General features: G+C 38.5%; 15 protein-coding genes. 9 read left to right on the forward strand and 6 right to left on the reverse strand.

Translation table 11 applies throughout. The features are described from left to right. The first annotated feature begins 2 nt into the window (after positions 1–2). The 4 genes from BMF77_RS23280 to BMF77_RS23295 all read left to right on the forward strand — a co-directional run bounded on the left by BMF77_RS23280 (position 3) and on the right by BMF77_RS23295 (position 7,653). Positions 3–3,317, forward strand: a complete 3,315-nt coding sequence (locus tag BMF77_RS23280; RefSeq protein ID WP_148766199.1) for a type I polyketide synthase — start codon at positions 3–5, stop codon at positions 3,315–3,317. A 166-nt stretch (positions 3,318–3,483) separates the two neighbouring features. Next, positions 3,484–5,151: a PfaD family polyunsaturated fatty acid/polyketide biosynthesis protein gene (locus BMF77_RS23285; protein WP_148766201.1), complete on the forward strand. Its 1,668-nt coding sequence runs from the start codon at positions 3,484–3,486 to the stop codon at positions 5,149–5,151. A 3-nt stretch (positions 5,152–5,154) separates the two neighbouring features. Continuing rightward, a complete protein-coding gene (locus BMF77_RS23290) occupies positions 5,155–6,669 on the forward strand; it encodes a thioester reductase domain-containing protein (RefSeq protein ID WP_148766203.1) in 1,515 nt (504 codons plus the stop codon). A gap of 192 nt (positions 6,670–6,861) precedes the next feature. Then, complete coding sequence (locus tag BMF77_RS23295; protein WP_148766205.1) at positions 6,862–7,653, forward strand: SDR family oxidoreductase; 792 nt, start codon at positions 6,862–6,864, stop codon at positions 7,651–7,653. A 23-nt stretch (positions 7,654–7,676) separates the two neighbouring features. Here the strand turns inward: BMF77_RS23295 and BMF77_RS23300 are convergent, their stop codons facing one another. The 3 genes from BMF77_RS23300 to BMF77_RS23310 form a co-directional block, all read right to left on the reverse strand. Beyond that, on the reverse strand, positions 7,677–8,516 hold the full coding sequence (locus BMF77_RS23300; protein WP_148766207.1) for a DNA-formamidopyrimidine glycosylase: 840 nt from the start codon (positions 8,514–8,516) through the stop codon (positions 7,677–7,679). Positions 8,517–8,632: 116 nt separating this feature from the next. Then, positions 8,633–8,848, reverse strand: coding sequence for a photosystem I reaction center subunit IV (locus BMF77_RS23305; protein ID WP_148766208.1), 216 nt, complete (start codon positions 8,846–8,848; stop codon positions 8,633–8,635). A gap of 214 nt (positions 8,849–9,062) precedes the next feature. Next, on the reverse strand, positions 9,063–9,644 hold the full coding sequence (locus tag BMF77_RS23310) for a PAP/fibrillin family protein (protein ID WP_148766210.1): 582 nt from the start codon (positions 9,642–9,644) through the stop codon (positions 9,063–9,065). A 414-nt stretch (positions 9,645–10,058) separates the two neighbouring features. Here BMF77_RS23310 and BMF77_RS23315 point away from each other — a divergent pair, with 414 nt between their 5' ends. From BMF77_RS23315 to BMF77_RS27480, 5 genes are all read left to right on the forward strand, one after another. Then, positions 10,059–10,298 (forward strand): DUF3134 domain-containing protein, encoded by a 240-nt coding sequence (locus BMF77_RS23315; protein ID WP_148766211.1) that lies wholly within the window; start codon positions 10,059–10,061, stop codon positions 10,296–10,298. A 91-nt stretch (positions 10,299–10,389) separates the two neighbouring features. Further along, positions 10,390–11,490, forward strand: coding sequence for a phospho-N-acetylmuramoyl-pentapeptide-transferase (gene mraY / locus BMF77_RS23320; protein ID WP_148766213.1), 1,101 nt, complete (start codon positions 10,390–10,392; stop codon positions 11,488–11,490). Between the two features lie 436 nt (positions 11,491–11,926). Continuing rightward, positions 11,927–12,997 carry a S1C family serine protease gene (locus tag BMF77_RS23325; RefSeq protein ID WP_148766215.1) on the forward strand — a complete coding sequence of 357 codons (1,071 nt, stop codon included), beginning with the start codon at positions 11,927–11,929 and terminating at the stop codon, positions 12,995–12,997. A 129-nt stretch (positions 12,998–13,126) separates the two neighbouring features. After that, positions 13,127–13,693: a COP23 domain-containing protein gene (locus BMF77_RS23330; RefSeq protein ID WP_148766217.1), complete on the forward strand. Its 567-nt coding sequence runs from the start codon at positions 13,127–13,129 to the stop codon at positions 13,691–13,693. Between the two features lie 216 nt (positions 13,694–13,909). Then, entirely contained in the window at positions 13,910–14,068 is a 159-nt protein-coding gene (locus tag BMF77_RS27480; RefSeq protein ID WP_210422255.1) for a hypothetical protein, read from the forward strand. Between the two features lie 348 nt (positions 14,069–14,416). Here BMF77_RS27480 and BMF77_RS23335 read toward each other — a convergent pair whose 3' ends face one another. Genes BMF77_RS23335 through psb28 form a run of 3 tightly spaced genes read right to left on the reverse strand, consistent with a single transcriptional unit; the run spans position 14,417 to position 15,625 of the window. After that, positions 14,417–14,926 carry a molybdenum cofactor biosynthesis protein B gene (locus tag BMF77_RS23335; RefSeq protein ID WP_148766219.1) on the reverse strand — a complete coding sequence of 170 codons (510 nt, stop codon included), beginning with the start codon at positions 14,924–14,926 and terminating at the stop codon, positions 14,417–14,419. Further along, positions 14,859–15,260 (reverse strand): hypothetical protein, encoded by a 402-nt coding sequence (locus BMF77_RS23340; RefSeq protein WP_246863009.1) that lies wholly within the window; start codon positions 15,258–15,260, stop codon positions 14,859–14,861. Before BMF77_RS23340 ends, BMF77_RS23335 begins: the two co-directional genes overlap by 68 nt. A gap of 29 nt (positions 15,261–15,289) precedes the next feature. Beyond that, positions 15,290–15,625: a photosystem II reaction center protein Psb28 gene (psb28, locus tag BMF77_RS23345; RefSeq protein WP_015081114.1), complete on the reverse strand. Its 336-nt coding sequence runs from the start codon at positions 15,623–15,625 to the stop codon at positions 15,290–15,292. Between the last annotated feature and the right edge of the window lie 46 nt (positions 15,626–15,671).

Here is a 15,671-nt window from a genome sequence, read left to right on the forward strand (position 1 = left end):
AAATGAATATTCAGCAACATAAGACCGCAAAAATGGCAATTGTGGGCATGGATGCCTTTTTTGGTGAATGTCAAGAATTAGATGCCTTTGAGAGCAGCATTTATGATGTAAAACAGCATTTTGTCGCCTTACCAGAATCAAGATGGCATGGTATTAATGAACAAGAAAATTTACTGCGCGAGTATGGTTTAGAAGCAGGAAAAGTCCCCCAAGGAGCATATATTGATAATTTTGAAGTTGATACTTTAGCTTACAAAATTCCTCCTAATGAAGTTGAAAAAATCAACTCTCAACAACTTTTATTATTAAGAGTTGCTGACCGCGCCCTCAAAGATGCCGAACTTTCACCTAATAGTAATGTAGCGGTAATTATCGCCGCAGATACAGAATTATCTGTACATCAACTCCAACAAAGATGGAATTCATCTTGGCAAATAAAAGATGGTTTGAATGGGGCAGAAATTGCCTTATCACCAGAAAAAATCAATCAACTAGAAGGCATTGTTCAAGATAGTATTCACAATCAAGTTGAATTGAGTGAATATCTGAGTTACGTTACCAATATTATGGCTAGTCGGATTTCCTCTTTATGGAATTTCTCTGGTCCATCTTTTACCATTAGTGCCGTCGAAACAGCCGCTTTTAAAGCCTTAGAATTAGCGCAAATGCTCCTAGATACTAATGAAGTAGATGCTGTAGTTGTGGGTGCTGTTGACTTAGCAGGAGGGGTAGAAAATGTCTTATTGCGAAGTCAATTTGGCACAATTAATACAGGAGTCAATACTTTAAGTTTTGACGAAAAAGCCAATGGTTGGAATGTGGGAGAAGGTGCAGGTGCAGTTGTTCTTAAACGTCATGATACGGCGTTAGCAAATAATCAACGTATCTATGCAGTAATTGATGGTATTAGCATTGGTCAATCTTCCTCAATGGCTATAGATAGCCATACCATTAGCCAAGTATGTCAACAAGCTTTTCAACAAGCCGGCATTGAACCCACAAAAGTCAATTATTTGGAAGTCTGCGCTAGTGGTATTCCCGCAGAAGACGAAGCCGAAATTAACGGTATCCTTCAAGCTTATCCTGCCGTTGGTGATGGTTTACACTGCGCTATAGGTAGCGTTAAAGCTAATATTGGTCATACCTTCGTTGCGTCCGGAATTGCCAGTTTAATTAAAACTGCACTGAGTATTTATCACAGATATATTCCCGGAACTCCCAATTGGTCTGGTGTCAAAACACCGCAAGTATGGGAAGGAAGTCCTTTTTACGTTGCTACGGAATCCAGACCTTGGTTTTTGCAAAAAGAGGTCAAATCTCGAATTTCCGCGATTAATAGTATTGGTTGTGACGGTTCTTTTGCCCATATCATCTTATCAGAAGAAACCGCACAACCAGAACGTACCAGCACATATTTAGAATCAAGACCTTTGCATTTATTCCCCATTGCAGCAGATGATCAATCTAGCTTATTAGCAGCGTTGGATCATTTGCAAGCAACAATTGAAAATGCTGATTCTCTCAAAAATATTGCGAGTCAAACCTTTGTTAAATTTCAACAAAATTCTGACAGCAAATATACACTTTCCCTAACTGGACGCAACCAAAAAGAATTAATTAAAGAAATTAATTCAGCTAAAAAAGGTGTAACTAATGCCTTTGCAAATGGCAAAGATTGGCAGACTCCCATAGGTAGTTATTTCACACCCAAACCCCTGGGTAAAAATGGAGAAATTGCCTTTGTTTATCCCGCTGCTGTTAATACTTATTTAGGAATTGGTCGGAGTCTTTTCCGTTTATTTCCTAAAGTCTTAGATGATGTCATTATCAAAAGTCTTGACGAACGAGCAGCAGATGTGGAAAAATTGGTATTTCCGAGAAGTTTGAGTAAATTATCAACTCGACAATTAGAAACACTAGAAAAGAAATTGCTGGATGATTCCTTAGCAATGTTTGAAGCAGAAGTGCTTTTTACCAGATTAATCTCCACAATTATCACCGAGGATTTTAACATTAAACCTAAATATGTCTTAGGATATAGTTTAGGTGAAACTAGCATGATGGTTGCTCAAGGAGTATGGAGCAATTTTTATGAAGTTAGTCATACCTTTAATTCATCAGCTTTATTTGGAGATAGATTATCTGGTTCCAAAAACGCTGTCCGTGAGTATTGGGGACTACCAAAAACTGACACAAATCCAGAGAATAAGTTATGGGCTAACTACGTTCTTATGGCTACTCCAGCTCAAGTTAGAGAATGTTTAAAAAATGAAACCCGTGTTTACCTAACACAGATTAATACCCCAGAAGAAGTATTAATTGCTGGAGAACCAGCAGCTTGTGAGCGAGTAATTAAAACCCTGGGTTGTAATTCTTTTCCTGCTCCTTTTGATCATGTGATTCATTGTCAAGCAATGCAATCAGAATCTCAAGAATTAGAAACCTTATACACATTACCAGCACAAAAAATCCCCGGAATCAAGTTTTACTCCGCTGCTGAATATCAATCAATTGAAATTGAAAGCAACCAAATTGCCCACAATATTGCCACAGGATTATGTCAACAACTCGACTTTCCCCGCTTAGTTAATCGTGTCTATGGTGACGGAGCAAAAATCTTTATTGAAGCCGGTGCAGGTGGTATTTGTTCACGCTGGATAGATAAAAATCTGGGTAATCAAGAACATCTTACCGTATCCCTAAACCGACGCGGCACAGATGATCATAGTTCCCTAATTAAAGCATTAGCAAAACTATTGAGTCATCAAGTAAACTTAAATCTCGCTCCTTTATATAACTTATCCTCAGAAAACACCCAACAGAAAAAAGCTGCACTGAGGAAAGTTACATTAGGTGGTAATTCCATGACTTCTGCAATTTTGAATGCAGAAAATCGCCAAATATTTGCTAATAACCAAAAGCAAACAATTTCTCCTCATCAAGAGTATAAAATCATCAATTCCCTACAGACATCGGAGAAAATAGTACCCACAGAAATTTACCCCAAACCCCAACCCAAACCACAGAAAAATACCATGAAAACGATCATGGAGAACGGTTTGGAATTGTCAAAGAAACTAAAATTCTTTGAGTCAACAAAAATCATTAAGCAAAACATAAATCAAGAATCTAGTGGAAAAATTAGCATGAATGATTTAAAAATTGCTCAGTATCAAAACCTGAGTAACAACACCGCCAAATTAACTAAAACACACACAAGTTTCTTAGCAGCTAGACAAGATTTTAGTCAACAAATGAGCGAAATCATTCAATTGCAATTAGCTTGCGCTCAAAACCTACTCAACGAAGAGAAATAATCAAAAATCGGCGTTGCTAAATTGACGTATGAAATTGAAAAATCTCAAACTTTGCGCCTTAGCTCCTTTGCGTCTTTGCGCGAAACATATTCATATATTTGATCAGCAACGCCAATTTTTTTACTTCATTTCAAATACCCTGCTTATAAATTGAGGAATAACTACCGTGACAACAATCGAGACGGTACTAAATAAACATGATAATGGACTGGGTTTTTTCACCTGTAATCATCAAAACCAAATTTGGAAAGGTTCATTAGATTGTGTTAGCTTTAAAAAAAGTGCCATCAAAGATAAACTATTAACATCAGATAAACCCTGCTATATTATTAAAATATCCGGGAAAATTGGTGCTACTAATGATGGCTATTTAGCACCTAATGATAATGTTTCATCTGGACAAGCAGAACTTTTAATCTCACTCCCTCCCCTCCGATTACAACAACTTGGCGACCCTAGTTTTCTCGCTGCTTATGGTGTAAAATACGCCTATATGACCGGAGCAATGGCTGGGGGTATTGCTTCCGAAGAAATGGTAATTGCTCTGGGAAAAGAGAAAATTTTAAGTTCCTTTGGTGCAGGTGGTTTACTTCCAGAACGGTTAGAAAGTGCGATTAATACTATTCAACAAGCATTACCTCATGGACCCTACGCTTTCAATTTAATTCACAGTCCTAACGAACCAGGTATTGAACGCCGGGCTGTAGATTTATATTTGAAATATGGTGTCAGAACTGTAGAAGCATCAGCATTTTTAGACTTAACTCCTAACATCGTTTATTATCGAGTTGCTGGGTTAAGATTAAATGCAGCTAATCAAATTGATATCAGAAATAAGGTCATTGCTAAAGTTTCCCGTCGGGAAGTTGCGACTAAATTTTTGCAACCAGCACCAGAAAGAATCCTCAAAGAATTACTTGAGAAAGGACTAATTACAGAATTGCAAGCTAAGTTGGCAAGACAAGTGCCAATGGCTGATGATATTACCGTGGAGGCTGATTCTGGTGGTCATACAGATAATCGTCCTTTAGTATGTTTATTACCTTCAATTATTGCCCTCAGAGATGAAATTCAAGCCCAATATAATTACTCAGTTCCTATTAGAATTGGCGTGGCTGGAGGCATTGGTACACCAGAAGCAGCTTTAGCTGGTTTTATGATGGGTGCTGCTTATATAATGACGGGTTCAATTAATCAATCTTGTGTGGAATCTGGTGCTTGTGAACATACTAAAAAATTATTAGCACAAGCCGAAATGGCAGATATGATCATGGCTCCCGCAGCCGATATGTTTGAAATGGGAGTCAAATTGCAAGTTCTCAAACGCGGGACAATGTTCCCCATGCGAGCGCAAAAATTGTATGAATTATATCGCACTTACGACTCTATTGAACAGATTCCCGCAGCCGAAAAAGATAAGCTAGAAAAACAAATTTTCCGTAAAAGTCTTGCGGAAGTTTGGGAAGGTGCAGCGGCTTATTTATCCCAAAAGAATCCTGAAAAATTGGGTAAAGCTGTTAATAATCCTAAATTGAAAATGGCTGTAATCTTTCGCTGGTATTTAGGGTTATCTTCCCGCTGGTCTAGCACTGGTGAAAAAGGTCGGGAAGTTGATTATCAAATATGGTGTGGACCAGCTATGGGTGGCTTCAATGACTGGGTGCGTGGCTCTTATTTGTCAGAACCTAATCAGCGTCATGTTGTTGATGTTGCTGACCAAATTATGAAGGGGACAGCATTTTTATATCGTAGTCACAGTTTAAAAATGCAGGGTTTACAAATGCCTGCTTATTACAGTCAATATCAACCAATTCCTTCTACATTGGAGAAGTAAAAAATGAATTTAAAACAGTCTTATAATGCTGAAAGTATTCAAGCATTTCTAGTTTCTCATCTTGCGGAAGTTGTCGGAGTCGAAACCGCAGAAATTGATGTTGACGAAAACTTAGAAAATTATGGTTTGGATTCTGCTCAAGCCATGATGATCATTAGTAAATTAGAAGAATTACTAGGATTTAAACCTTCTCCTATTTTACTTTGGCATTATCCTAACATTGCTGCCCTTTCTCAGCGATTAGCAGACGAATCAAGTGATGATTCTCAAGTAAAAGATGCAGGGTCTGGGACAAATTCTCCTGTTAGTTTTGCTCCTCCTCTGCTAGATTTGGGTGTGGAAGCTGTCCTAGACCCCACTATTCAACCCGTAGGTACTGCTGTTTCTGTTACTAACCCTAAAAATATCTTTTTAACTGGGGGAACAGGTTATTTAGGCGCTTTCATTATCAAGGAATTACTAGAAGTATCGAACGCAACTCTTTATTGCTTAGTCCGTGCTAGTAGTTTGGAAGAAGGTAAAAGCAAATTAGAAAATAATTTGCAACAATATGGCATTTGGCAAGATCATTATAGTGGCAGAATTATTCCCATTATTGGTGATTTAGCACAGCCACATTTGGGGATTAGTGCAGAACAATTTGAAAATCTAGCTGCTAACATTGATACTATTTATCATAGTGCCGCTTTGCTGAATTATGTTTATCCTTACTCAGCACTAAAAACAGCGAATGTTTTGGGTACACAGGAAGTTTTGCGGTTAGCTTGTCAAACTAAAGTTAAGCCATTGCATTATGTTTCTAGTGTGGCTGTTTTTGAATCAACGGCTTATGCTGGTAAGTTAGTTAAAGAAGATGATGATTTTCATGACTGGGAAGGTATTTTCCTCGGTTATTCCCAAACTAAATGGGTAGCAGAAAAATTAGTGAAAATTGCTGGTAGTCGAGGATTACCTATTACTATTCATAGACCTCCTTTAATTTCTGGAGATAGTCAAACTGGAATTTGTAATACCCATGATTTCATCAATTTGATGATTAAAGGTTGTCTGCAAATGGGGTCTTTCCCTGATGTAGATTATATGTTGGATATGTCTCCTGTTGATTATGTCAGCAAATCAGTTGTTTATCTTTCTCGACAAGAAACATCTGTAGGTAAGGCTTTCCATTTACAACATCCTCAACCTGCTTCCTTAAAATCTTTAGTTGATTGGGTGCGTTCTTTCGGATTCTCACTGAAGATGATTCCCTACGAAGAATGGCAAGCAGAATTAATTAATAATGTCACATCTCAAGACAATCCTTTATATACTTTGCGGCCATTTTTACTAGAACGTTGGTCAGATGAACAAATCACTATTCCTGATTTGTATTTACAAGCGAGAAGACCAATTATTAGTTGTGAAGAAACCCTAGAAGCACTAAAAGGCAGTTCTATTGTTTGTCCACCTATTGATTCTCAATTGTTGATGACTTACACATCTTATTTAGTACAGACTGGTTTCCTAAGTCTTGCCTAATATCAATTTTCCATGAGGCTGCATATAATTATGAAATCCATTATTTTATCCGTATTTATCCGCGTTCATCTGCGTTTATCTGCGGTCAATTATTCTGGAAATCTTAATTATAAGCAGCTTAATTTTTATTTAGTATAATGGTGTTGGTAATATCTATCCGTGCCAATTCCAGCTAATTCACTTTTTTGTAAAATGAACATAAAATGCCAGGGAACAGTTTTGATTACGGGTTCAGCTAATGGTATTGGTTATCAGTTAGCCCGGATTTTTGCTCATAATAATTATAATCTTGTATTAGTAGATAGAGTAGGAGAAAAACTCACAAAAATAGCTGTTGATTTTGTAGAAGAATTTGGAATTTCTGTTAAACCTATTATCAAAGATTTATCTATATCTACATCTCCTGAAGAAATTTTCTCGGAATTACAAGAAGCTGGTATTAAAGTTGATATCCTGGTAAATAATGCCGGATTTGGTACTTATGGGTTATTTAATGAAACTAATCTTAATACTGAACTAGAAATGCTGCAGGTAAATTTAGTTTGTCTGACCCATTTAACAAAATTATTTCTCAAAGACATGGTTAAACAAGGTTATGGGAAAATATTAAATGTTTCTTCTGCCGCTGCTTTTCAACCAGGTCCATTAATGGCAGTTTATTTTGCCACCAAAGCCTATATTTTATCATTCTCCGAAGCGATCGCTAATGAATTAGAAGGTACAGGTGTCACCGTCACAGTTCTTTGTCCAGGTTCAACAGCATCTGCTTTTCATGAAAGAACCGGCATGGCAGATTCTAAAATGCTCAAGGGTAAAAATATGATGGATGCGGAAACTGTAGCTCAGATGGGATATGATGCTTTAATGAAGGGGAAAATCATTATTATTCCTGGTTTTATCAACAAACTGATGTCAAAATGTGTGCGGTTTATTCCTAGGAAAATGGTGACGAAAATTGTGAGAAGTATGCAGGAAGAAAAGTAATTTAGTTTTCAATGCTAACCTAATTAACTTTGACATTGAGAACAAAAATGACTAGAACGCCCACCTAACTTAATTCGCTGGATCACGTTACCACAAACCTTACAAGGTTCGCCAGTGCGATTATAAACCCACGCTTCACCGCCATAATTACCGTTAACGCCTTTAACACTCAAGAAATTACTAAAAGTTGTCCCACCTACCGCAATACTCGCTGATAAAACTTGAATAATTGCAGTTCGCAAAAGTTCGATTTTTGGAAGTTGCAATTCTGTACAAAGAGTTGTTGGTAAAATCCCACTTTTAAACAAAGCTTCATCTGCATAAATATTACCTAATCCTGCCACCATTGACTGATCTAATAATCCAGTTTTAATGGGACGACGGGATTTTTTTAATTTATCGGCTAAATACTCTAAAGTGAACTCTGGGGAAAAGGGGTCAACTGCCAGTTTTGCCAAACCTGTCATAATACTTTCTACAGCCGTAGAACCAGGAACATACCACATTTGCCCGAAGGTGCGCTGGTCAACAAAGCGTAATTCTTGCCTTTCCCCAAAAAATAACCTGACTCTGGTGTGTTTGTGTAAAGGTTCATCTTGGGTTAACCAAAGTAACTGACCGGTCATGCGGAGGTGAACTCCTAAATAACTGGGGGAAGGGGAGGAAAGTTCAGCGAGGAGATATTTACCACGACGATGCCAGGTAGCAATGGTATTGCCTTTAATTTTGTTAATAAATTCATCAACAGAAACCGGGTAGGCGATGGTGCGTTGTAGCAATACATCTCCTCCCGTGATTTCTTGACTCAGGGTTAATTGATTTAAACCCCGACGGACTGTTTCAACTTCAGGCAGTTCAGGCATTCAAGCAAATAATATTTTTAGGGGCAGGTATGGTCAAAGAGAGGAAATGGGCAAGATTTTCACCTTGACATCTCCTCCTATTATCCCATTAAACAATCCCCTTGATGCTTGGCTGTTTATTTTGCTGCGGCTTTGGGTTTAGGTGCTTCGACCTCAATTAACTCATCTACAGCAAAGTTGTTGGTATTGAGATCAGAATAGTTAACTTTCTCAAAGCGAACAATTACAGGGTATTTGATGGCGGTTTTGTCAACAGAAACCACTGTACCAAGATCCTGAAACCAGTAGGACTCAGGGCGGAGAACACGTACTTTAGAACCACGTTGAACCATGATGGATCTTCCCTTTTGAAGTATGAATTGCCGTTAAAGTAGGGCTGATTGTTCTCACTCTACATCCTGAAGGTGTTGGCTTGTGGTTTTGTTAAGTTATTTGTCAAATTGGTGAATTTTCATGGGGAATAAGTTGTTAATCTTCTTAATTTACCCCTTGACAAAGTACCTATAATAGATTAACCTCATTCCCAAATACCCCTTGCAAAATGTCTTATGTCTTACTTAATACAAAAACACTACCTTCGTTCCCCCTGCCAATCCGGAGATCATCATCTATATAAGTAATATCTAACCAACCTTGTTGTTCACTTTGAATGGGAAAATCAAAAGCTGTAAATTTTTGCCCCGATTCAATTTGTTGGATGAAGTTTCCTGGTGTTGTATAGCCAATTAGGCTTTGTAACCCGATGATAGAACGTTGGAATTTTACTTGTACACGCCGTTCTGAGACTGGTTCAAATTTAGCAACAACGCTAACTAATCCTGCAAATAAAGGAATGCCATAAATCTCAGCTATATTATAAATACTGTTGGTTTCTCCGCGAATACATTGGTAAATTTGACCAAGTTTACATAAGGGTAAACGATCTATGTTTAATAGAGCTTTGCTTGTGGTGTATAGTAGTCGCCAGTTGCCTTCTAGTAAATTACTAGCTGCTAATGGCCGTGGTGTAGGATTAAAATCTTCTAAGTTAGCGATCGCTGCTAAAATAGCTTGTTGTTGTTGCTGATTTGCTAATAAACCGCGATTTGTGCCAACAATTATATCTATGAGAGTTGATTTGCCTATCATTAACCTGTACCTCAAGAGTTTGCATGATGAAACAGCATTAATAAAATATTAATGTTCTTTGTCTATAACCAGACAACTCGTAAATAATGCCTTTTTGGCTACCGTTCCCTAATTAAATGAAAATTTTCTTTAATTCGGATTCAGCAATTAAAGAGTTGTATGAAGGAATAAATTAACTCGTATCAAATGATAGACTCTTAGAGGGTGTTTGAAAAGTTATGGTTGATGTATCAAATATTTTTTACCCCACCCTAACCCTCCCCTTGTAAAGGGGAGGGAACTGGATTTTTATTGTTTCCCCCCTTTACAAGGGGGGACTAAGGGGGGTAGCAATGTGATGAAAATTACGGAATACCACTTTTCAAACATCCTCTTAGTGTCTAGTTATATAAACCCTTGTGTGTGATTGTTAATATGTTAGATTCTCCCCTCCGCGAAGCTCCCCGAAACCAACGAGCATCAGTTATTCCCTTAAAACAAGAGTCCTCCATGTTGGACTGGTTGCGGCTGAGTGGCAGATTGATAGCCCGTGATATCCACGAAACCGACTCGCGGGAAGATGTAGAAGTAATATCCGATTTTCTGGGCGTGGACGACGGAATTGGTGATACTGACTATGATGATGACGATGATGTAATTGCTGACGAGGACTAGTACCGCAGGATCTTGTGAACTAGTAACCAAAACCGGTTTGGATTATTTTGTTGAGGTTTTTTTAAAGTGTGGAGTGAAGGGAATTTTTTTTGTGGACGCTAAATTATCTCCTAATCAAAGTTTGAATTTTTCGGGAATTGGGTTAGCCTCCTTGCTGGCCTTGCTACTCAGTACGACAGCCTTGATTTCAGATTGGATGGGAAATAGAACCCCATGGGCTACTACTTCCCTCACCCTACCTCTTTTATTATCTGCTGTGGGTGTGGCGATTTTGGGACAGTGGGTAATCCCTCTGCTACAAACGCTCAAAACCGGGCAAATCATCCGGGAGGATGGACCCCAGGCACATCTCAAAAAGGCGGGAACACCAACTATGGGGGGTATATTTTTTATCCCTGTAGCGGTGATAATTGCTTGTATATTATCCGATTTTTCAGAAAATGTGCTGGCGGTTTCGGCTTTAACACTCAGCTACGGCTTAATTGGCTGGATAGACGACTGGCAAATTTTGCGTCGGAAGTCTAACAAAGGAATTTCTCCAAAGATGAAGTTGGCTTTGCAAGTTATCTTTGGGGCGGTATTTTGTGCGTGGTTGGTATTTAAGGGTGATTTTAGTATAACTAATATCCATGTACCTTGGGTGGGTTTATCCTTACCTTTAGGACTGTTGTTCTGGCCTGTAGCCGGATTTGTCCTGGTTGCCCAGAGCAATGCTACTAATTTAACAGATGGGATTGATGGTTTGGCGGCGGGAACAGTGGCGATCGCTATTTTCGCATTAGGTGTGATCATTGCCCCAACTTCTCCCGACTTAATGGTTTTCTGTGCTGCTGTCAGCGGTAGCTGCTTGGGCTTTTTAGCCTACAATCGCAACCCGGCTAGTGTTTTCATGGGTGACACCGGTTCTTTAGCCCTGGGTGGCGCTTTAGCTGCGGTTGCACTGTTAACTAATACTTTAGTAGCGCTATTTATCCTGAGTGGTATCTTCTTTGTCGAAACTCTCTCTGTGATGGCACAAGTTGGTTATTATAAAGCTACAAAAGGACCAGATGGCAAAGGTAAGCGATTATTTAAAATGGCTCCTTTACATCATCATTTAGAATTAACTGGTTGGTCAGAATTGCAAGTAGTGGCTGTGTTTTATATGATCGCCGCTTTTCTAGCTTCCGTTTGTATTATGTCCATAAAATAATCAGTTTTGTTTTAATCATCAGATTTTTCACAAATAAAAATTCACAACCTCCAAATTTGGGGGTTGTTTTTGTTTTGAGATTGGGGGTTCTGTCCAGAACGTAAATTACCCCAATTCCCAATACTCAAATTGTCATTTACATCCTTGAAGAGTTGAGCAAATTCAGGGGATTATTGGGATATTTTGCCAGATAGAAACAAAATATTTGCTACTTAAGTAAGTCGGCCCAATAAAATCGATATATGTTTAGTTTTGTAAAAACCGTGAAACACCCTATTTATAAGGTATTCGTTAATTTATATTTCGTTACATAGATTGATTTTTTAACGCCGACCTACTTACGTCTAATTACTAAGCTGCTGTAACAAGCAATGTTACGCTTGAAGTTTACACGGCAGTAGGTTGGGTGTAAAGTTACCAGGGAATCTAAACCAACATGAAGCATCTATCGTACCGATATGGTATTTTGACGCTTTTTTCTATATGTACCCTCATGGGTATGACTAGCGTTAAAACTGTATTAGCATCACCAGCAGAAGAAGCAAATCGAGTTTGCATGAAAGGAGGCGCTGCCGTTGTCACTGTTAAAGGTAATGGACATGGTAGCGGTTTCCTTGTCAGTCAAGATGGTTTAATTATTACCAACGCTCATGTAGTTAATCGTGGTCCTAGCGTTGTCACTGTGGTATTTCGGGATGGTAGGCAAGTACCCGCCGATGTAATCGGTTTTGCTAGGGGTGGAGTTGATTTAGCAGCCTTAAAAATCCAAAATCGTAAAAATTTACCACATCTGAGTTTAGCTGCTAGTACAGCCAAAGTAGGTTATCCAGTGTTTGCTATTGGTAGTCCCTTGGCTGCTGATAACCGCGATACCTGTACTCAAGGAAATATTAGCCGCATTCGTCCCGACGGAACTATTCAACATACTGCAACTCTGAATCCTGGAAACTCTGGCGGACCTTTATTAAATACTAAAGGGGAAGTTATTGGTGTTAATACCAGTGTAGCTGTATCTCCAGTTCTTGATGATGCTGGTAATCAGGTTGCGGTTGTACCAGGAGGAACTGGAATTAACTTTTCTCAACCAGGAGCAAAAGTCAAATCTTTTTTAGCAGATATCAAACAAAAAAAAGTTTCTCCTATCTCCACTCTCCCTGCCGAAGAACCATCTGTAGAAACTATTTCCCTTGATGGTCAAGTAATTAATGGTAGTTTAAATGGCAGTCCTAATGGTTATATATTTTCAGGTAAAGCAGGTCAAACAGTTGTGATTGAAATGGATAGTCAGAAGATTAATCCATTCTTAACCTTATCTCAAGTTATTGAATCTGACGCTGGGAAAAAGATTGAAAAAATTGCTGAAAATGATGACAAAGGAGCAGGTGATTTTAATGCTAGAATTGTCGCCACTTTACCAGCAGATGGAATTTATTTAATAATTGCCAATTCTTCCGAAAGGGGGGAAACTGGTAATTATAGTTTACGGGCTATTTCTAAATATGAGTAGGTTGGGTTGAAGAATGAAACCCAACATTCTTCAACAACAAGGTTCTAACTGTGTTGGGTTTCGCTGTTGCTCTACCCAACCTACATTTTTGCAATCAACATCAATTTTTTAACTAAGGACTCAAAAATCATGAAATTACAATCACTTTCCATCTTTTTAGGATTAACAACATTGACCTTAACCATGGGCATAAATCCTGGTTTAAGTCAAGATAATGCTTCTGCTCAACCAAATCAAGTCACATTTTTCTGTCAAGAAATATTTGATCCAGCCAGTGGTGAAAAAGTTCCCGCTACCATTGCTTGGGTTCCTGAACGTCAAGGTCACATACGGTTTATTGGTTGGAAATCCGAGTATTTTGCCAAAGGTGGTTGGACTCCCCAAAAACGTTGCCAACAAGTATCTAGAAAGTTCCAGAATTTTTATGAAGCAGGTCGTTTAAATCGCTTGACAACGGGTAAAAATCAAGGTAATCCTGTGGTTTGTGCTGTGGCAAGTGATGAACAAACTTGTAATGCTAACAATCAATTATTTACCCTAAAAAATAATAGTAACCCAGGATTAGTTTTAGAGCAACTTGTGAATATAGCCCAGGGTAAAAGTTCAGAACTACTTTGGCAAAGTTCAGGAAATAGTAAGTATTTGAATGTGGGTAAGTATTTGCAAAATGCCCCACTTGTCAATATTAAAAAATAGCCATTCTCCACACAAATAAAACGGACTTTCCCTCGTTCCCTGGCTCTGCCGGGGAATGCCCACAGGAGGCTCTGCCTCCATTATATTCACTGTATTTGAGGCAGAGCCTCAAACTCCCATTCCCAGCCGGAGTCTGGGAACGAGTTCAGGATTGACAGGATGTGATTTTTCCCGCGTTCCCTGGCTCTGCTGGGGAATGCTCACGGGAGGCTCTGCATGACAACAATAATATTTTGTCAGAATCAGGTGGTTATCGAGCGAAGTCGAGATAATGTCCAGGATTTAAGGATTAACAGGATGTTTGATAATGGTTGGGTTGATGAGTTTTTGGGAATGTTTGATATCTGTTTTTCTATGATCTTGTTAATAACCTGACTATATATGGCGACACAGATTCCCACTATAATTTAATGATAGGCTAAATTCAGAAATTTGTCAAGGGGTAGTTAAGGATAATCTTGACAATATTGAGATAATGAAAATCCTGTACATCCTTACATCCTGATTCAGACAATTAATATGTTGAAACAACAGTAAATACCCATCCTGTACATCCTTAAATCCTGGATATCCTGATTCAGACAATTAATATGTTAAAATAACAGTAAATACCCATCCTGTACATCCTTACATCCTGGACATCCTGATTCAGACAATTAATATGTTAAAATAACAGTAAATACCCATCCTGTACATCCTTAAATCCTGGATATCCTGATTCGTTTAATTCTGCAAATTTAATTGTTTTACCAAATGCACCAATTCCGGTAAAATCAACTTTTCCATCCCCAATCGCACAGCATTACTAGAACCAGGAAGAGAAAAAATGATTTTGCTTTGATAAACGCCAGCGACAGCGCGGGAAGCCATAGCGCGAGAACCAATTTCTTGATAACTTAAAAACCGAAATAATTCCCCAAATCCCGGTAAAGTCTTTTCTAATAGCTTTTCTAAAGCATCATAAGTAGTATCCCTGGGAGCAATTCCCGTTCCTCCATTAAAAATCACGGCATTGATACGAGTATCTTCGCCCAAGGCTGTCATTTGGGATTGAATTTCTTTAGGTTCATCTTTGATAATCTGATACAATGCCACAGTGTGATCATCTGCTAAAAGTAGTTCTTTAATTAATTGACCACTTTTATCTGTTTCAGCGGAACGGGTATCACTGACGGTAATCACCGCACAACTTACAGAAACTTGCTGTGTATTGGGGTGTGGTTGAAATTCCATGATAGATGTTATGTATTTTAGCCAATGACCACTGTACGGGCGAAGCATTTGGAGAACTATTTTTGGCAATGACTGATAATTTATCTTCCAAATGCTTCGCCCCTACTGACCACTGTACGGGCGAAGCATTTGGAGAACTATTTTTGGCAATGACCGATAATTTATCTTCCAAATGCTTCGCCCCTACTAACAACTGTACGGGCGAAGCATTTGGAGAACTATTTTTGGCAATGACCGATAATTTATTTTCCAAATGCTTCGCCCCTACTAACAACTGTACGGGCGAAGCATTTGGAGAACTATTTTTTGCAACGACCGACAATTTATCTTCCAAATGCTTCGCCCCTACTGACCACTGACTAATTAAGACTTACTCAATCCTAGTCCATTGTCCTCAGCATAACGATTCATGAAGCGCATAAAACGATCCCACTCATCATTAGAATTCATCACATAAATTGCTTCTAGAGATTCTGGTTTACCGTTGACAAATTTACCCTGAACGTTACGAATAACGATTTCCCCTTCTTCGTCAATCAAATATAAACCAGTAACTTCATCTGTGCCATCTTGCGCCAATATATCAGGATTGGTGAAGATAAATGTTGCCGTACCGCTTTCACCTTGTTTTGCTCTTGTCAACCGAACATCTGGAACTACTGTTTCTTCAATACCTTTAGCAAACTGAATTTTCGCCATGATGAGTCAATTTAAAGTTTTGTGATCATTTTGTAATATTCTCTCA

The sequence above is a fragment of the Dolichospermum sp. UHCC 0315A genome (assembly GCF_008121535.1).
Lineage (GTDB): Bacteria > Cyanobacteriota > Cyanobacteriia > Cyanobacteriales > Nostocaceae > Dolichospermum > Dolichospermum lemmermannii.